Source organism: Macrococcus animalis (assembly GCF_047425875.1).
Taxonomy (GTDB): Bacteria; Bacillota; Bacilli; order Staphylococcales; family Staphylococcaceae; genus Macrococcoides; species Macrococcoides animalis.
This window is the reverse complement of sequence record NZ_CP179727.1, coordinates 1,903,025-1,921,655: the sequence shown is the minus strand read 5'-3', so window position 1 is coordinate 1,921,655 and position 18,631 is coordinate 1,903,025. Positions and strand designations below refer to the sequence as shown.

At 33.8% G+C, this 18,631-nt stretch carries 22 protein-coding genes and 1 riboswitch; of the genes, 9 read left to right on the top strand and 13 right to left on the bottom strand.

Features of this window, described 5'->3' with window-relative positions:
• Positions 1–181 precede the first annotated feature (181 nt).
• On the bottom strand, positions 182–1,354 hold the full coding sequence (locus ACMGE9_RS10200) for an MDR family MFS transporter (protein WP_414042660.1): 1,173 nt from the start codon (positions 1,352–1,354) through the stop codon (positions 182–184).
• A gap of 88 nt (positions 1,355–1,442) precedes the next feature.
• On the opposite strand from ACMGE9_RS10200, the gene ACMGE9_RS10195 reads away from it, so the two are divergent.
• Together ACMGE9_RS10195 and ACMGE9_RS10190 are read left to right on the top strand one after the other, a co-directional pair.
• Complete coding sequence (locus tag ACMGE9_RS10195) at positions 1,443–2,390, top strand: TIGR01212 family radical SAM protein (RefSeq protein WP_414042659.1); 948 nt, start codon at positions 1,443–1,445, stop codon at positions 2,388–2,390.
• The gene (locus tag ACMGE9_RS10190; RefSeq protein WP_414042658.1) at positions 2,391–2,942 is read left to right on the top strand and encodes a class I SAM-dependent methyltransferase; all 552 of its coding nucleotides are present in this window, start codon (positions 2,391–2,393) and stop codon (positions 2,940–2,942) included. It abuts the gene before it with no gap.
• A 53-nt stretch (positions 2,943–2,995) separates the two neighbouring features.
• Here the strand turns inward: ACMGE9_RS10190 and ACMGE9_RS10185 are convergent, their stop codons facing one another.
• Both ACMGE9_RS10185 and ACMGE9_RS10180 read right to left on the bottom strand, forming a co-directional pair.
• Positions 2,996–3,400 carry a transcriptional regulator, SarA/Rot family gene (locus tag ACMGE9_RS10185; protein ID WP_414042657.1) on the bottom strand — a complete coding sequence of 135 codons (405 nt, stop codon included), beginning with the start codon at positions 3,398–3,400 and terminating at the stop codon, positions 2,996–2,998.
• Positions 3,401–3,431: 31 nt separating this feature from the next.
• Positions 3,432–4,253, bottom strand: coding sequence for an alpha/beta fold hydrolase (locus ACMGE9_RS10180; protein WP_414042656.1), 822 nt, complete (start codon positions 4,251–4,253; stop codon positions 3,432–3,434).
• Between the two features lie 83 nt (positions 4,254–4,336).
• On the opposite strand from ACMGE9_RS10180, the gene ACMGE9_RS10175 reads away from it, so the two are divergent.
• On the top strand, positions 4,337–4,849 hold the full coding sequence (locus tag ACMGE9_RS10175) for a gamma carbonic anhydrase family protein (RefSeq protein ID WP_414042655.1): 513 nt from the start codon (positions 4,337–4,339) through the stop codon (positions 4,847–4,849).
• A gap of 76 nt (positions 4,850–4,925) precedes the next feature.
• On the opposite strand, the gene ACMGE9_RS10170 is transcribed toward ACMGE9_RS10175, so the two are convergent.
• The 5 genes from ACMGE9_RS10170 to ACMGE9_RS10150 all read right to left on the bottom strand — a co-directional run bounded on the left by ACMGE9_RS10170 (position 4,926) and on the right by ACMGE9_RS10150 (position 8,414).
• A complete protein-coding gene (locus ACMGE9_RS10170; protein ID WP_414042654.1) occupies positions 4,926–5,258 on the bottom strand; it encodes a hypothetical protein in 333 nt (110 codons plus the stop codon).
• A gap of 122 nt (positions 5,259–5,380) precedes the next feature.
• A complete protein-coding gene (locus ACMGE9_RS10165) occupies positions 5,381–6,043 on the bottom strand; it encodes an NAD(P)H-dependent oxidoreductase (RefSeq protein ID WP_414042653.1) in 663 nt (220 codons plus the stop codon).
• 78 nt (positions 6,044–6,121) lie between these two features.
• Positions 6,122–6,496: a VOC family protein gene (locus ACMGE9_RS10160; protein WP_414042652.1), complete on the bottom strand. Its 375-nt coding sequence runs from the start codon at positions 6,494–6,496 to the stop codon at positions 6,122–6,124.
• 77 nt (positions 6,497–6,573) lie between these two features.
• Positions 6,574–7,305: a nicotinamide riboside transporter PnuC gene (pnuC, locus tag ACMGE9_RS10155; RefSeq protein ID WP_414042651.1), complete on the bottom strand. Its 732-nt coding sequence runs from the start codon at positions 7,303–7,305 to the stop codon at positions 6,574–6,576.
• Positions 7,306–7,319: 14 nt separating this feature from the next.
• Complete coding sequence (locus ACMGE9_RS10150) at positions 7,320–8,414, bottom strand: AAA family ATPase (RefSeq protein ID WP_414042650.1); 1,095 nt, start codon at positions 8,412–8,414, stop codon at positions 7,320–7,322.
• Positions 8,415–8,575: 161 nt separating this feature from the next.
• Here ACMGE9_RS10150 and ACMGE9_RS10145 point away from each other — a divergent pair, with 161 nt between their 5' ends.
• The gene (locus ACMGE9_RS10145; RefSeq protein WP_414042649.1) at positions 8,576–8,707 is read left to right on the top strand and encodes a hypothetical protein; all 132 of its coding nucleotides are present in this window, start codon (positions 8,576–8,578) and stop codon (positions 8,705–8,707) included.
• Between the two features lie 166 nt (positions 8,708–8,873).
• Positions 8,874–9,863, top strand: a complete 990-nt coding sequence (locus tag ACMGE9_RS10140; protein ID WP_414042648.1) for a proline dehydrogenase family protein — start codon at positions 8,874–8,876, stop codon at positions 9,861–9,863.
• A gap of 128 nt (positions 9,864–9,991) precedes the next feature.
• Here the strand turns inward: ACMGE9_RS10140 and ribE are convergent, their stop codons facing one another.
• From ribE to ACMGE9_RS10115, 5 genes are all read right to left on the bottom strand, one after another.
• The gene (gene ribE, locus ACMGE9_RS10135) at positions 9,992–10,456 is read right to left on the bottom strand and encodes a 6,7-dimethyl-8-ribityllumazine synthase (protein WP_414042647.1); all 465 of its coding nucleotides are present in this window, start codon (positions 10,454–10,456) and stop codon (positions 9,992–9,994) included.
• On the bottom strand, positions 10,453–11,643 hold the full coding sequence (gene ribB / locus ACMGE9_RS10130; RefSeq protein WP_414042646.1) for a 3,4-dihydroxy-2-butanone-4-phosphate synthase: 1,191 nt from the start codon (positions 11,641–11,643) through the stop codon (positions 10,453–10,455). The genes ribE and ribB overlap by 4 nt, the downstream gene beginning before the upstream one ends.
• A complete protein-coding gene (locus ACMGE9_RS10125; RefSeq protein WP_414042645.1) occupies positions 11,643–12,266 on the bottom strand; it encodes a riboflavin synthase in 624 nt (207 codons plus the stop codon). The genes ribB and ACMGE9_RS10125 overlap by 1 nt, the downstream gene beginning before the upstream one ends.
• Complete coding sequence (ribD, locus tag ACMGE9_RS10120; protein ID WP_414044490.1) at positions 12,247–13,290, bottom strand: bifunctional diaminohydroxyphosphoribosylaminopyrimidine deaminase/5-amino-6-(5-phosphoribosylamino)uracil reductase RibD; 1,044 nt, start codon at positions 13,288–13,290, stop codon at positions 12,247–12,249. Before ribD ends, ACMGE9_RS10125 begins: the two co-directional genes overlap by 20 nt.
• Before the next feature lie 153 nt (positions 13,291–13,443).
• Positions 13,444–13,570, bottom strand: a riboswitch (FMN riboswitch).
• A gap of 77 nt (positions 13,571–13,647) precedes the next feature.
• Complete coding sequence (locus ACMGE9_RS10115; RefSeq protein WP_414042644.1) at positions 13,648–15,108, bottom strand: FAD/NAD(P)-binding protein; 1,461 nt, start codon at positions 15,106–15,108, stop codon at positions 13,648–13,650.
• A 121-nt stretch (positions 15,109–15,229) separates the two neighbouring features.
• Between ACMGE9_RS10115 and ACMGE9_RS10110 the strand changes: the two genes are divergently transcribed.
• Genes ACMGE9_RS10110 through ACMGE9_RS10095 form a run of 4 tightly spaced genes read left to right on the top strand, consistent with a single transcriptional unit; the run spans position 15,230 to position 18,614 of the window.
• Entirely contained in the window at positions 15,230–16,360 is a 1,131-nt protein-coding gene (locus ACMGE9_RS10110; RefSeq protein ID WP_414042643.1) for a betaine/proline/choline family ABC transporter ATP-binding protein, read from the top strand.
• Between the two features lie 2 nt (positions 16,361–16,362).
• A complete protein-coding gene (locus tag ACMGE9_RS10105; RefSeq protein WP_414042642.1) occupies positions 16,363–17,007 on the top strand; it encodes an ABC transporter permease in 645 nt (214 codons plus the stop codon).
• Between the two features lies 1 nt (position 17,008).
• Positions 17,009–17,926, top strand: a complete 918-nt coding sequence (locus tag ACMGE9_RS10100; protein ID WP_414042641.1) for an osmoprotectant ABC transporter substrate-binding protein — start codon at positions 17,009–17,011, stop codon at positions 17,924–17,926.
• A gap of 1 nt (position 17,927) precedes the next feature.
• Positions 17,928–18,614 carry an ABC transporter permease gene (locus tag ACMGE9_RS10095; protein ID WP_414042640.1) on the top strand — a complete coding sequence of 229 codons (687 nt, stop codon included), beginning with the start codon at positions 17,928–17,930 and terminating at the stop codon, positions 18,612–18,614.
• Positions 18,615–18,631 lie beyond the last annotated feature (17 nt).

Below are 18,631 nucleotides of genomic sequence, written 5' to 3'. Positions count from 1 at the left end.
TCACAGCAACCACTGACTTTCTTAAAAATGTTAACTTATTAATACTCTAGATATATCTACTATAAAGGAGAGGATATGCTTTTTCAAGTTTTTTATTAAAATATTATAAATCATCGTAGTCAATTAATTTGAATTATGCAAATATTTTAAATTTTTGGTGTAAAAATTAAACTTTTTCATTTTATAATGCCGTTTGTTTTAATTTCTTATCATAAATAGATAAGAATATAAAGCCAATTAACACAAAGCCAATCATAGTGTAGAACATGATATGCATATTATACATATCGACTATCACTCCACCAAGCACTGGACCTATTGCACGCCCAAGTGTTGCCGTTGAATTGACAATACCTTGATATACACCCATGCGACCTTGTGGTGCCAACTCATTTGCTATCGTAGGTACAGCTGGCCATACGAACATTTCACCTATCGTTAAAATAACCATGCCAACTACGAACATCGTAAAGTCTTGTGCAAAACTCGTAACGATATACGAAATAATAAAGATGACAAGTCCTGTCGCAATTTGTAATTTAATTTTCTCACTCATTAAATGAATAACTGGACGTATAAATGGCTGTCCAGCTATAATCAATACTCCATTAATTGCCCACAGTAAGCTATATTGCTTTAAAGAAATACCTAGTTCTTGTGTATAACTAGAAATCGTAGATTGCCATTGAACGTAACCAATCCAACATACACAATATGTTACACAGATCATTAATAATGCTGTAAATTTATATTTATCTTTTATGTTACCGACATCCTTCATGACATTCCCACCTGTTTGCACTACTTTCGCTGACTTATATCCAAAGAAAGCAATAAAGAAAAAGACAATATATAATAGTAAATTTAAAATAAATATATAATCAAAGCTCATTTCTGCAATAAATCCACCAAGTGCGGCTCCTAGTGCTACCCCAATGTTTTGTGATAAATAAATCGCATTAAACGTCTTGCGACCCCCTTGTGGCCACGCAGTACCCGCCATTGCATAAATCGATGGGAATACAATCCCTGATCCAAATCCTAAAATAATCAACCATATTGCATACCATGGCCAACCATGTAAAAAGATGATTCCAACTAAACTCAGCATCGAAATGCAGATACCTATTAAAATAGAACGATAACCACCATATTTATCAAACATAGTACCCCCAAGTAAATTACCGAGTACAGAGGCGAAAGAATTGAGCATTAATACTAATCCTGCTAAACTCAAACTTTTACCAAGTTCATTATGTAAATATATCGTATTTAATGGCCAAACTAGACTTGCCCCCGTCACATTAACTGCCATTCCGATAACTAAAAGCCATACTAATTTCGGCATTTTCACGAAAGTTACCTTCCTTCTTTAATATTATTTTTTTCCGATTCACTCTATTATATGTTAAAATCCTTATGTTAAGAAAGAGGGAGAATAAATGACACAATTTAAATATGCACTTGATTCAAAACTTTATCATACATGGAATTATCACTTAAGACAAAAATTTGGCACGAAAATTTTCAAAGTCGCTTTAGAAGGTGGCTTTGACTGTCCAAATAGAGATGGTACAGTAGCATTTGGTGGCTGTACATTCTGTTCAGCAGCCGGAAGTGGAGACTTTGCTGGAGATCGTGTAGATCCGATTCCTGTTCAATTCGAAAAGATTAAAAATAAAATGCATGAGAAATGGCAAGACGGACAGTATATCGCCTATTTCCAGGCATACACCAATACTCATGCACCTTTAGAAGTATTAAAAGAAAAATATGAAGCAGCTTTAGCGCAACCTGGTGTAGTAGGACTATCAATTGCCACACGACCCGATTGCCTACCAGATGATGTTGTAGAGTATTTAGCTGAATTAAATGAAAGAACATATTTGTGGGTAGAACTTGGACTTCAAACTGTTCACCAAAAGACGTCCAACATCATTAATCGTGCTCACGATATGCAATGTTATTACGATGGGATTGCAAAGCTACGTAAGCATAATATTAATATTTGTACACATATCATCAATGGTTTACCGCTTGAAGATTACGAAATGATGATGGAAACTGCAAGAACTGTCGCTCAAATGGATGTCCAAGGTATAAAAATTCATTTATTACATTTATTAAAAGGAACACCCATGGTGAAACAATATGAAAAAGGCATGGTTGAATTCATGAGTCAAGAAGACTATGTGAATTTAGTTGTTGATCAATTAGAAGTATTGCCTGAAGAAATGATAATTCATCGTATTACCGGAGATGGGCCAATCGATTTAATGATAGGACCGATGTGGAGTGTTAATAAATGGGAAGTGTTAAACGGTATTGATGCTGAACTAAAGAAACGTGATAGTTATCAGGGAAAACACTTCAAGAAGGAATCTGTATAAATGAAAGCACTCGGTATATTACCTTTCGCACGTGAATTAATCACAAAATATATTGAACAGAATGTAACTGTTATTGATGCGACATGTGGAAATGGCAATGATACGCTATTTCTAGCACAGACTTTAAATAATACAGGACATGTTCATGCATTTGATATACAAACCCAAGCCATTGACAATTCAATTGAAAAAACTAAAGCATTTAACAATATCACTTTTCATCAAATGGGTCATCAGCATGTTCTAGATGTAGTTAGCGAACCAGTAAAACTTGCAATATTCAATCTTGGTTATCTGCCAAAAGGTGATAAATCCATTGTCACATTACCCGAAACAACCATTGTTGCGATTGACAATATCTTCTCAATCCTTGAAAAACAAGGGATTATCATTCTTGTCATTTATCCAGGACACGACGAAGGTCAAATTGAAAAAAAAGCTGTACTTGAACACTTATCAAAAATTGATCAAAATACAGCACACATCTTTAAATATGAATTTATTAACCAAAAAAATAATCCTCCATTTGTAGTAGGTATTGAGAAAAGATAAAACAGAAGTGACTATACAATTTGTATAGTCACTTCTGTTTTTACCTTTAAATATTAACCACAAATATCCATAATCGCATCAAATTGACGTTTCAACATTTCTTTTTTACCTTTCAAACTTGAACATGCTACATCTACAATTTTGTCCTTTTCTGATACTCTATCTTCGTTATAATAAATCATAACTGTTCGTTCATCATCAGCGGGTCTAACTTTCTTTATCCATCCATTGGCCACTAAGTTATTATAAAAGCGGGTCCTTTTGTACGGTTTTATATCTAAGTACTTATCAAGCTCTTTCATCGGCATAGGTCCCTTATCCCATAAGGTTACCATTACAATATACTCTTCTTTAGTTAAATTAAATTCCGAAGAAATTAATTCAAAGATATCATCAATTTCTTTTTGCAAATCATTTAATAGTACCATGTCACTTACTTCATGTTTATGTTTCGACATTAAATTTCACCCTCTACTCCCTAACAATATCTTAATCTATACCCACTTCATCGGTTATCAACCCAATATAATTCATTCTGTTGTTCATAAATGATTCGATATAATATAAAACATTATCTTTTTCAGGTTCATTATGAAGTTCATGGAATAATGTTCGCCAATCTTTAATATAAATTTCTGATGACTTAATTTCTTGTGAAAATAATTTAATTTGTTCTATATCAGCTATGCGATCATATGTTGAAAACATTAGAAGCACTGGAATATCATTTATTTTATGTATATTCTCCATCGTATCTTTCATACTTTCAATAATTGATTTGTACCAATTGAAACTTACCTTTTGGAGCATTAATGGGTCACTCTTCATTTCAGCAATAATTTCTTTATCTCTTGAGAAATCTTCCAAAGGTATATTCATATCAAATTTTGCATCTTTTGAAATAGAACTTAAACCCGATGCTAAAAAGTTTTTTCGTGTTGTGACAGTATTTTGAAAACCGAATAATGGGGAGATTAACATCAAGCCTTCAAGTTTGATATTCACTCTTTCTAATAAGTTAACTGCAATTAATCCACCTAAACCCACACCTAATAAAAATACGGGTAAGTGATATTCTTCAGCAACTTCAATCCACTCTAACACTTTCTCTCTATATTCATCGAAGTTTTCGATATGTCCTTTATTAACTCGTGATGTTTGACCTTGTCCAGGCAAGTCCCCCATGATAACGTGATAGCCATCGCGTCTTAAATGTGTGATGAACCAAGCGTATCTTCCATGATGTTCTAATATATTATGTACGATGACGACAATCCCTTTTGGCGCTTTTTCAGTTTCCCATTTCCACATAGTGATACTCCTTTTATAATTTCTTTACATGTTGAAACAATGTTATCATTATTATAACAAAACTTAAGCTAGGAGGTTAATATATGTTATATGAATATGATGGTAATTATCCAGAAGTACACAAAAGTGCATTTATTGCACCAAATGCAATCGTCACAGGTGATGTAAAAATCGCGAAAGACGCATCAGTTTGGTATGGAACAGTCATACGTGGAGACGTTAGTCCTGTAATTATCGGAGAACATTCAAATGTGCAAGATTTATGTTGCTTACATCAATCACCTGATGCACCATTAATTATCGAAGACAATGTAACTGTTGGCCACCGTGTTACTCTACATTCAAGTATCATTCGTAAAGGTGCATTAGTTGGAATGGACTCAACTGTGTTGGATGGTGCTGAAATTGGGGAAGGTGCATTTTTAGGTGCTGGCTCATTACTTACTCAAGGTAAAAAGATTCCACCCGGAATGCTTGCGATGGGACGCCCTGCCAAAGTGATAAGAGAACTAACAGAAGAAGATAAACAAGATATGGCACGCATACAACAAGAATATGCCGATAAAGCTAAACAATATAAAGCAATGCATGAATAAATAATAATTAATTAGAACAAAATAAGCATAAAAAAATTGAAGTCAGTAACTGACTTCAATTTTTTTATTCAACAAGTTAAGCAATTCCAAACTTACTGTGCATGAATGGTAATCCTGCAATAATGAAACTAATTACGAATTCATAAAACATTGAGAAGAAATTCGCAAAGAAATATGTGAATGTGTGAGATATTACTGAACCGATACCTTCAGCACCGAATGCAAAGTTAGCATCAATACCACTATCAATTAAGTTTAATACGATGATAACTACAGCCATTAGCCAAGATTTTTTAGTCAAAATTGCAACTAACACTGCGATAATAATAATGATAATTGGTTCGAAAACGAATAATTGGAAAAATGGATCTAGTTCACCAATCGTGTAAGTCGCTAAATCTTTAAACATATAGACACCTCTTCATTTATAGACTTTATAATTCACTATCTATTTTATCATTGAAAGGATACAACCTATATTAAGATTCTTTAAAGATTAACGTTCTACATTTACATAGAATTTACAAATCATTAATTCCAAGTAATGACTTCATTCGTAGGCTTTCTAATTTTATCGGTACGCGGATGATATTCACGATAACCAAATGACACCATTACAGATATACCTTCATGTCGTGGATTAATTATACCCGTTTCTGCTAATATAGCATTCACCTTTTGATAATCAAAGCCTTCAATAGGACAAGAATCAATACCAATTTGAGCAGCTGCAGCCATCATATTACCCAAAGCAATATAGGTTTGTTTACTCGACCAATCAAATAAAGCACGATCAGAATCAACCACTTCAATATGTTCTGTTTGAAATTCTTCATATATTTCAATCATACGCTTTAATTTCTCTTTATCAGGTTGACGCGCTTCAAAATGATTGTAGAAATATTCTGAATCAAAACGTGCATCAGTTCTCGCTAAAATTAACACGAAATGACTTGCTGTTGCGAGTTGCTTCTTCGCACCCCACGCAACTTCACTTATTTTTGCTTTTACCTCTTCATTCTCTAACACTACAAAACGCCACGGCTCTAAACCAACTGAAGATGGACTCAGTCTTGCAACTTCCAGAATAAATTCCATATCATTTTGCGGTATTTTATCACCTGTATATTTACGTGTTGCATGTCTAAAATGATGTGCTTTTAATATTTCTTCCTTCAATAAAGCTTTATCCATGTAACTCACCTCTTACATTATATATACAATGCAAATAAAAATATTCAAAATAAAAAGACTCGGTAAGAGCCCTTTTAACTATTTCATTTGTGAAACTGCAAAATAATTACCTTCATAATCAGAGAAATTAAACACTTTACCCGTTGGCATATCTACAAGCTCTCCAACTGTAATATTCATTGATTTCATGCGTTTGTATAAAGCGTGCAAATCATCAACTTGGAACATTAAAGATGGTGCATCCAAAGTTACTCCAGGACTATATTTCTCGATGAACTCACGATCGAATAATACTATCGTTGTTTCACTCTCTTTAGTCGCACCAATTTCATATGATTTATAATCTTCCATTAATGGTGTCTTACCAATAATTTCAAATTGCATAACCTCTGTCCAGAACTTAACAGCCTGTGCTTGATCTTTCACATATAACATCACACTTTGTAATTTCATATATTTCCCCTCCCTTTTGCTTTAGTATAATCGAAATATAAAAAAATCTCTCTTAATAACAAAAGAGAGATTTAATATTAAATTCGAGTATCGACTTGGAGTTTTTTCCAGTTATAATATCCAATACCACAATTTATTAAAGCGGCAAGCCACATGACAGCCATGCTTATTCCTTCATCGTCAATCTTTCCACCTTCAACAAACATTGATCGAATCCATAATATTATTGAAACAATATTTACTGCTATCCAGAAAAACCACTGTTCTTTAAATCTAAGTGTCATTAATATTTGACCTACTAGGTTCAAACTTACATTAATACTATCTACAAAAGGTTGCTTCGCATGTATAAATAATAATACTGAAGTGATAACTGTATATCCTGTTATCGTTGAAATAATTGTGAATAACCATTGTTTCTTATTAAGTCCTTTAGTATCTACATCTTTAACATCCGGATCTTCTGTTAGATGATTAGAATGTCTGTTTGATACCCATGCATAAAACCCTATAAACTGGAAAGTAATAAATACAAATTGCAGTCCAACTTCACCATATAATCCTCTTTGATAACTAATCCAACCATATAAAGGTAAGGCAATTAAACCATATACAAATGTTGATAAACGACCTTTTGCACTCATAATTAAACTTAATATCATAGTTATACTAGCAATAATATTAATCCAATCGATTGGTTTATTTGGCTCATAAAAATAAATAAGAATACCAACTTGAGCTAAAAAATATAAACCAAAGAATAATTTTTCAAATAGTGTAAACCCCTTAAAGTCTTTAATTAAAAACATGCCGCTTCTCCTTCTTAGTTGTCTTTGCCATCTGCAAGTATTTCGTCTACTAATAGATGCGCTTGTTCATATTTTTCCTGGAAGCTTTCACCTTTTAACACGACCGTTTTATCTTCAAGTCCTTGATATTTGATTTCATCTAAGAACATTTGATGCATATCTAGTCTTGCTTGTTTGTCCGCCATACTCATATCACGAAAACCGTCATCCACGTATTGTGTAGTTGGTGGTAATACAATGATCAGCGCCCATGTTTGTAATGATATGTAGTAATCAAATACTGGTGCTATTTTCTCATAATCTTCTGGTGGTGCATATAACTTCGTATAAAGTTTTGTCGTCATCACATCTGTATCTGCAAAGAATACTTTACGTGTACCTGGAGAATGAATGTGCTTTCTGTTTAATTCAAACTGACCAATCCCTATAGCATGTAAATCTTTAATATCTAATTCATCATCACGTACTTGACGTGTTGTTTGATATTCTCTTGAGTATTCTAATGAATATGACGTCGAATAACGTCTTGCTAAGTCACGAACTAGTGTCGTTTTTCCAGTACTGGCTGTTCCTACGACTAATATATTTTTAACAAAGAAGCGACGGAATGGACGCGTTACAAAGTCCCAGTTATATATCGGATTTTCCCGAATTGATGTTCCACTAATCCCTGTTATTCTGCGATCTACCTTTGTAATTTGAACATCACTTTCGGTAAACACTTTATTGAAATATTCATCTAATGGCTGAATATATTCATCTTCTCCAACATAAAATGTGACACTTTTCATTGCATATTCATTTTCTGTAGCTGCTGTTTGAATCTTCTCTTGCAATAAAGCTAGCCACGGTGCCCAGCCATCAGGATAGCGTGGTATGTCTGACTCATCTAAAGTTAATACCGTTACATTTGTATCATCTTTTAATAGTTCACGCATTGCTTTCACACGATTATTTAAACTCATTCCTGCTTGATCACCACGATCTCCAGCATATCCTGAAACTATTACTAAAGCATGTTCATTTTCACGTTTTGCTCTTATAATTTGTTCGAAATGTCCTACATGACATGGTGCAAATGTTCCAAAATAAATCCCTAAGTCTCTCATGTACCTTTGCTCCTTTAAGTAAATTAATATTATTATAACAATTATTCGAAAATTGTGTATCTTATTATTATTTACAATAACTATATAAACAATTTACATATAATTTATTTGTACTTCATAATTTAAGTTTAAACTAAAGTTAAATATTAAGGAGGCTCGTTATGAAATTTATAAAGAAATTAGTAATTGTTTTATCCATCTTTTTAGCTTTACCACATTTTATAGAAATTAGTAACGAACCGATAGAAAAATCATTAGTTGCCGATATTAAGAAAGCTCAGTCTGAAGACTAAGCTTTATTTTTATGTAAAAATGAATTATTTGTGAAATTTGTGTTAAATAATACTTAATTGTCGTTAAAATTATAAAAATTCCTTTGACCTTTTAAAGCGTTTTCATTATGATTATTTTATTAGGGGAAGTAATCATAAGATTACGATTTAATAAGGAGGAACAAACATGGGATTATCAAAAGATTTTTTTATTGCATTAAGTGAGAACGCAACTTTAAATGAAGCTGCAAAGAAATACGGTTTAGCATTAGGAGCGAATAAAGTCGTGGCTGGTACAAATGTAGAAGCAACGATTGAGTCAATTCGTGTACTTAATGCTCAAAATATTGCGGCGACCGTTGATAATTTAGGCGAATTTGTTTTCTCCAAAGAAGAAGCTACGGCAGCTAAAAACAACATCTTAACAATGATTCAAGCATTATATGATGCTGGTGTGCAGGCACATATGTCTATCAAATTAACTCAAATTGGTTTAGACGTAGATCAAGAATTTTGTTATGATAACGTACGTGAAATTTTATTAAAAGCACATGAATGTGGAAATATGCACATCAATATGGATACTGAGGACTACAATCATACAGTACAAACATTCGAAATGTTAGATCGCTTAAAAGGTGAATTTAAAAATGTAGGTACAGTTATTCAAGCCTATCTTTTCCGTGCAACGGAAGAAATTGAAAAATACAAAGATGTCCGTTTACGTTTAGTAAAAGGTGCCTATAAAGAAGATCCATCCGTAGCATATCAAACAAAAGAAGATATTGATGCAAACTACATTAAAATTATTGAACAACGTTTATTAAACGCTCAAGCAATGACTTCAATTGCAACACATGACCATAACATTATTGATCATGTTAAAAAGTTCATTAATCAAAACAACTTAAATAAAGATTTAATTGAATTCCAAATGTTATATGGATTCCGTTCTGAATTACAAGTTGAAATCGCTAACTCTGGTTATAACTTCTGTACTTACGTACCTTATGGCGAAGATTGGTATGGTTACTTTATGAGACGTTTAGCAGAACGCCCACAAAACTTACAACTTGTATACAAATCGATGGTAACACCTCAAGTTGAAAAAGGTGCAATTGTTGCTGGATCAGCTTTAGCGGGTATTTTCGTATTAAGAAAGTTATTAAAAAAATAATGATTAGAAATACCGTGAACCATAAAAATGGTTCACGGTATTTTTTTTGATTTTGTTGTGTTTAAAATTGTAATGTTTCCAATTCCATACTACTTTTCGTTCGAGAAATTATTTTTAAGGCAGTTTCCTTAAATACTATCAATCATCTTATTCAAGTTTGCCATTTCTATTGCACTAATTGCTGCTTCCCCGCCTTTGTTACCAGCTTTCGTTCCCGCACGTTCAATCGCTTGTTCTATTGATTCTGTTGTCACTACACCAAATATTACCGGTGTGCCATATTCTCCAGCTTTTGCAATTCCTTTCGCAGATTCATTACATACATAATCATAATGCGTTGTCGCACCACGAATGACGCATCCTAATGTAATCACTGCATCATACTTTTTCTTTTGTGCTAACTTACTCGCTACAAATGGTAATTCAAATGCACCTGGTACTAAAAACGTATCGATATTATCACTTTCTACACCATGACGTTCTAACGTATCAATTGCACCTTCAGTTAAACGATCTGTAATAAAATGATTAAATCTTGATGTTACAATTGCAATCTTTAAATCTTGTCCTGTTAATTGTGCACTATAATTCATATTAATTTCTCCTCCAATAAATGTCCTAATTTTTCTTTTTTCGTTATTAGATATTGTTTATTCACAGCATTACTCTGAAATTGATGTGGAATTCTAACATCTACTTCAACACCATATTTCTTTAAACCGTTTATTTTACTAGGATTATTTGACATTAGGTTCACATGCGTTACACCTAAGTTTTTCAAGATTGACGCCGCAACTGCATAATCACGCATATCACTTTCAAATCCTAATGATAAGTTTGCTTCTACTGTATCCATACCTTGTTCAATTTTTTCGTAGGCTTTCAGTTTATTTATTAATCCAATCCCACGACCTTCTTGACGCAAATAAATTAAAATGCCTCCGTGTTCAGCTATATGTTGCATTCCTTTTTCCAGTTGCACACCACAGTCACAGCGTTTACTATGAAAAACATCCCCTGTTAAACATTCTGAATGCAAACGGATATCCGGAACTCCCTCATATGCTTTAACATATGCAACATGCTCTTTATCACTGTAAATTTCACTAAATCCATACATTGTAAAGTTACCAAATGCAGTTGGCATATCTACTTTCGCTTCACGCATCACAAGTGGCTTTTCAGTCTTTAAATAATCTACTAAATCAGCAATCGTAATCATTTTTAGATTATGCTCTTTTTTATATATCGCTAAATCATCACGACGTGCCATCGTACCATCTTCTTTAATAATTTCACAAATCACACCTGTTTCGCTGGCACCACATAATTTCGCTAAATCTACACATGCTTCCGTATGACCCACACGTTCTAAAACACCGTGCGGTTTCGCTATCAATGGGAATACATGACCTGGTTGATTAAAGTCGTTTATCGTTACATCCGAATTTGCTAATGCCTTTACGGTACAAAATCTTTCGAAAGCACTAATACCAGTTGTCGTTGTTACATGGTCGATACTTATTGTAAACGCGGTTTGGTTCGGATCTTGATTGTTGTGCGTCATCGGTGATAAATTTAATTTTTTATTCAATTCAGTTGAAATGGGTGCACATACTAAACCTCTCGCATGCTTAATCATAAAGTTGATTGTTTCTTCCGTTATATAGTCGGTAATTGCAATTAAATCTCCTTCATTCTCACGGTCTTCATTATCAACAACGATAATCGGTTGCCCAAGTTTCAAATCTGCTACTGCACTTTCAATATCATCAAACATTACAACATCATCTCCAGTTTAGATAAAGTTAGTTCACTTGATTCTTTTTGACTATTCAAAATATATTTACCTAGCATATCAAACTCGATATGCACTTTGTCTCCTATTTTTAAATCCGATAATATCGTACTTCTAACTGTTTCTGGAATAATATTGAGCTCAATATAATGATCTAATTTAAATATCGTGAGCGAGATACCATTCACTGCAATAGACCCTTTAGGAATGACATAATGCTTATATTCATTCGGTAATTTCAGTCTTATTATCATCGTCTTTTGATTTTTATGAATACTTTCAATAAGAAGGCTCGCATCGACATGCCCACTCACAAAATGACCTCCAAGACGGGTTGTCGGGAGTAATGCGCGCTCTAAATTCACACGCGTGCCTTCTTTCATCTTATGAAATAAAGTAATAGCACGCGTACCTTCAACAATGTCCACATTAAATGATGTAGCGGTATATTCTGTCACTGTTAAGCAGACACCGTTGACACAAATAGAGTCACCAATATGCATATCTTCAGTGATTTTTTGACAACCAATGGTCATAAATATTGAGTCGCCTTGATTTTTAATTTGGTTAATAACACCGACTTCTTCAATGATGCCAGTAAACATCTACATCATCCTTTCTATAAACAAGCAGTACATCTTGATTGAAAGTCTTAACAGTTACAAGTGTGAGGTCCGTCATTTCTGACATTTGGGAAGGTTGATTAGTTGTAAGAAACTGATGCTTTGAGGATCCACCTAATAGTTTCGGGGCAATGTATTGGTGTATTTCATCGTAAAGTTTAGCACTTGCAAACAAACGAATCGTTTGCATGCCGCCTTCTATAATTAACCGCTTTATTTTATGTAAATATAATGCTTCTAAAATCGCTTTTGGACTGAGTTCTGGTAATACGATAACAGTTACGTCTTCAATGAATTGTTCAGTATTTGTGACAATGATGATTCTTGATTTATCATATTCATTGTCATCACTTTCATTCAATTCATATTTTCCATTTGAAATGATAACTTTTCGAATCCATTTATCTTTATATTTTCTGCTATCGAGTGTCGGTTGATCACTTTTATAAGTACTGTAACCAATAAGAATAGCGTCACAAGTATATCGTATAAGATGTGCATGATTTCTAGATTCAGCATTTGTAATCCACTGACTCACATTTTGATCATCTGCTGTTTTACCATCTAACGTGACACCCATTTTTAATATCGTATAAGGCATCTTTCTCATCTTTGCTTTAAAGAATGGTTGATAGTAATCATAAATCTCACTCATATATTGTTGTTCAATCTTAATACCTTGAGATTTCATATAATCAAAACCAGAATTCAGTGACTCATCTCTAACCGCAAATACGACATGCTTTACACCACTATTCACTATTCTTTCTGTACAGGGAGGTGTCTTACCATGATGACTACACGGTTCAAGCGTACAATAAATTGTAGCTCCGAATGCATGCTCTCCTGCCATATTCAGCGCATTTACTTCAGCATGACCTTCACCTTCAATTAAGTGTGCACCGATACCAACAATCTTATTATCTTTTACTACGATACAACCTACCGCGGGATTGCTCCCAGTTTGTCCATCTGTCCATTTAACGAGTTCAAATGCTTTGTTCATATACAATTTATTCATCTCCTATAAAAAAATCGCCCTGGTAAAAAACCAGGGCGATACGTATTTTTAGGTTCGACAAATAAGACCAAATTAATGATACATGCTGATAAATCTATATAATAGACATCAACAAATAAACCATCAAATAATGGTATCTTATTCTTTCTCCCATCCAGACTATACTGTCGGTTTCTGAGTTTCACAGAATCAGCATCCAATTTGCATTGTCAGCTCACGGACTATCACCGCCGGTTAGGAATTTCACCCTGCCCCGAAAGAATATTATGAACTTGTACGTCAATTAAGACATCTTCATCATAACGAACTTAAATTAAATTATCAACTGTAATTAATATTTAATCATTGTTTTGTATCTAGCGTTTCAACAAAGTAAGCAACAACACGTTTTGCTTCTTCCGTCAGTTCAACGATTCCATTATTTAAGTAGTTGACCCCACCAGATTTTTGTCCTAACAAGTAGAAATGATTTAACTTACCTGTTGCACTAATCACTTCGTTATAGATAGGTGTCACATAGAATCCACCATCAGGATGTGCGATTAATAAATCTTGATTAACTAAGTTTTTTATTAATGGATTTGACTCAATCGCATCTTCAAAATGTTTAGCCGGACCCGTCGCATTAATTACATAGTGCACACGAATCTCTTGATGCTTCATATGAATTCTAAACTTATTATATTTATATTCGATTTTTTCAATGTCACTTAAAATTTCTATCTTATTATTTTGAATACCTGTAATGATTTCCATCGCGGTTTCTTCTGGCATTGGATTTGAATATGCAGAAATTATATCTGCATATGACTCGATATATGTTGCTTTATCATCACGCGTCATAAATGGCCAAATAAACGGTGCTGTTCTTGTTAATTCTAATATAAATGATTGTAAATAACCCACTTCTTTAGGATTTGCTAAATCAAACTGCATCGCTTTTAGTGGATTTAACCTGCTTAAATTAAATAATTTTTGAGTGTTAATACCATGGTGTTCCACTTCTTTATTGAATATATTGAGAAGGTCTTTTAGAGGTAAGAAGCCATTATTTTTATTTTTTATTTTCTCTAGTTTAGTTTGAGTAATATATTTAAATTGAATATCAAACATTTCACCACGAACAGATTGCACTTTACCGTCACGACTTGTTAAATACAACTTTGTATTAAGTTCCGGCGTCATATAACGTACAATATCTACCGCAGATAAGCCTGTACCTATCACTGCATAATCCTTATTCGCATCAATTTGAATACGATTTAGTGGATATGGCCATTTAAAGTAATTCGGAATGTCTTGTAATTTATATGGATCCATAGGACCAAACTGACCCGGTGATAAGAATACAACATCAACTTCAAATACTTCATCTTGCGTTAATATACGGTAACCATAATTCACTCTCTCAATATTTCTCACATGGTTACTGACAATTGTTACGTTCTTTTTCTTTGCATATTTATCGAAGTGGTCCGACATATACTTGCCAAATAGTTGACGAGAATAGTATTGATTACCTGATTTATTTTTAGTTTCTTCCTGATGAACTTGTAATTGAATATCGTGCTGATTTTTCTCAATCCACTTTACAAAGTCATCCGGCTTATTCGGTTTCATACTAATTAAATTACCGGGATAGTTCATTAATAAATCTGGATCATCATATTGAAACGCACGACCGTTTCCTAAATATTTCTGATCATCAAAACAAATTACTTCTGCATTAATATTCTTATGCTTAGACAAGTATTTCATTACGTTGACACCTGCAACACCTGTCCCAATAATAGCGATTTTCATAAAAAGTTCCTCCCTTTGTATATATATTATCAAAAAATAGGGTAAAGAAACTTAAAGCGCGGGAATTTATAGTGCATTAATATAAATTCCCTTGTAAAATACAACAATTAGAGGTGGCAAAATGTTAGAACTTAACAATGTCTCGAAAGTATATCGAGGCGGAAAAAAAGCAGTAGACAGTCTTGATATGAAGATTGAGAAAGGTGAATTTATCGCATTCATTGGGACCTCAGGTTCTGGTAAAACAACAGCGATGAGAATGATTAATCGCATGATTGATCCAACGAGTGGCTCGATTGTACTTAACGGTAAAAATATTAAAGATATGAACCCTGTACAACTGCGACGTAGTATCGGTTATGTGATACAACAAATTGGGTTACTACCACATATGACCATTCGAGATAATATTACCCTCGTACCCAAATTATTAAAATGGTCAGAAGAAGATAAAAATAAAAAAGCTGAAGAACTCATTCAGCTCGTCGACTTACCTGTATCATACTTAGACATGTACCCTTCTCAACTCTCTGGTGGACAACAACAACGTATAGGTGTTATTCGTGCACTAGCAGCTGATCAAGAAATCATTCTAATGGACGAACCGTTCGGCGCGCTTGATCCCATTACGCGAGACACGTTACAAGATTTAGTAAAAGAACTGCAAGTTAAATTCAATAAAACATTTATCATGGTTACGCACGATATGGATGAGGCAATAAAGCTAGCAGATAGAATCGTCATAATGAGTCACGGTGAAGTGATTCAAATTGACACGCCAAATAATATTCTACGTAATCCAGCTAACGATTTCGTTAAAGATTTCATTGGAGAAAATAGATTAATTCAAACAACACCTAATATTAAGACGGTTGACCAGGCAATGCATAAACCGATCTCTATTACACCAGAAAAATCTATTGGTGAAGCGATTAACTTGATGAGAAAATCTCGAGTAGATACTCTTTTTGTTGTAGATGATCAAAATATGCTTGTCGGATACGTTGACATTGAGGACTTATCCGAAGCACATAAGAAACATTTAAGTCTATCACGTATTATGAATCATAAAGTTTACTATGTTCGTTCTGGCGTGTTCTTACAAGATACTGTGCGTACAATATTAAAACGTAATATTCGTGTTATCCCCGTTTTAGATAAACAAGATAAATTACTTGGCGTTATTACACGTGCCAACTTAGTTGATATTGTGTATGACACAATCTGGGGTGACGAGGAAGAGGAGGCATAAAAATGATTGAATTCTTAAAAGAAAATCAAGCCGAACTCTTAACGAAAACACTAGAACACATCTCAATTTCATTACTGAGTTTACTCGCAGCAGTTCTTGTTGCAGTACCTTTAGGGATACTCCTTACAAAATCAGACAAACTTGCAAAAGTAGTACTTTCTATTACCAGTGTTCTACAAACAGTACCATCCCTCGCAATCTTAGCAATGATGATTCCGTTCTTTGGTATTGGGACGCTACCTGCTGTTATCGCGTTATTCCTATACGTATTACTCCCTATCTTAAATAATACGTATTTAGGGATACAATCTGTTAAGAAGGATGCGAAAGAAGCAGGACGTGCGATGGGGATGACATCTAATCAAATCTTACGAATGGTTGAATTACCGCTTGCCGTTCCTGTTATTATGAGTGGTATAAGATTATCAGCTGTTTATGCTATCAGTTGGGCGACACTTGCATCTTATATTGGTGCCGGTGGACTAGGAGATTTCATATTTAATGGTTTAAATTTATTTCAACCTAAATTAATTATTGCTGGTGCTGTACTTGTAACAATATTAGCTTTGGTTACAGATTTAATACTTTCGGTTATAGAAAATTATACAACCCCTAAAGGTTTAAAAGTTACGAAGGGGGATTTATAATATGATAAAAATATACAAAATGTTTATTCCAATTGCTGTACTTTTGTTATTAATATCGACATTAACAGCTTGTTCTAATAAAAATGAAACGGACAAAGTTAAAATTGCGTCAGTTTACACTACCGAGAATCAAATATTAGCGCATATGATAAAGATACTTGTGGAAAAGAATACAGAGTTACCTGTAGAAATCATTAATAACCTTGGTTCTGGTACTGTTGTGCACCAAGCCATGGTACGTGGTGATGCAAATGTTTCAGCTGGACGCTATACAGGTACCGACTTAACAGGAGCATTAGGCAAAGATCCAATTACTGACCCAAAAAAAGCGCGTGAAGTTGTGACCAAGGCATTTGAAAAAGATTTCAATCAACATTACTTCCCGTCATATGGATTTGAAAATACCTATGCATTTATGGTGACTAAAGAAACTGCTAAAAAGTATAACCTAAAAAAAGTAAGTGATTTAAAGAAAGTTGCATCAAAACTTAAAGCCGGAGTTGATTCATCTTGGATGAAACGTAAAGGAGATGGATATGAAGGTTTTAAAAAGAAATACGGTTTTGATTTCCAAGACACAAAGCCTATGCAAATTGGATTAGTATATGAAGCAGTCAATGCAAATAAAATGGATATTGTATTAGGTTACACTACGGATGGGCGTATTCAAAGTTATGATCTACAAATTTTAGAAGACGATTTACACTTCTTCCCTCCATATGATGCTAATGCAGTCGCTAGTAACGCATTACTCAAGAAGAATCCAAAGATTAAAACGATATTAGATTCTATGACAAACAAAATCTCAACAGAAGAGATGCAAAAGCTCAACTATGAAGTGGATAATAATTTAAAAGAGCCCGCTGTTGTTGCTGAAGAATACTTGAAAAAACATAACTATTTTGAAGGAGGTAAGTAATATGGAGAAATTGAATACATTCGAACAATTCATCCAATACTTCCAAGATAATGCCGGTTATGTGTTTCAACTTTTCTTAGAGCATTTCTTAATTAGTATTTACGGCGTATTACTTGGGGCACTAGTTGGTATTCCAATCGGTATTTGGATTGCACGTCACAAAAAGTTAGTCGGACCAGTTATTGCTATTGCTAATATCATTCAAACTGTTCCTGCTATTGCCCTACTTGCTTTGCTTATGTTAGTCCTTGGCTTAGGTAAGACCACGGTTATAACGACCGTATTCCTATATTCATTACTACCTATCATCAAGAATACGTACACTGGTATTCGTTCCGTCGACACGCATTTAATAGATGCTGGTAAAGGGATGGGGATGACAAAACGTCAATTACTTACGATGGTAGAATTACCGTTAAGTTTATCAGTCATTATTGCCGGTATCCGTATCGCGCTTGTTATCGCTATTGGTGTTACTGCAATTGGTTCATTTATTGGTGCACCAAGTTTAGGTGACATCATCATCCGTGGTACGAATGCGACAAGCGGAACTTCTATTATATTAGCGGGCGCTTTACCTACAGCCATAATGGCTGTACTTGCAGATATCATTCTAGGTATCATTGAAAGACGTTTAGACCCACTAAAAAGAAAGAAAGTTTTAGCACAAGATCCAATCGATCATTAATAATATCCTCCTTAGGT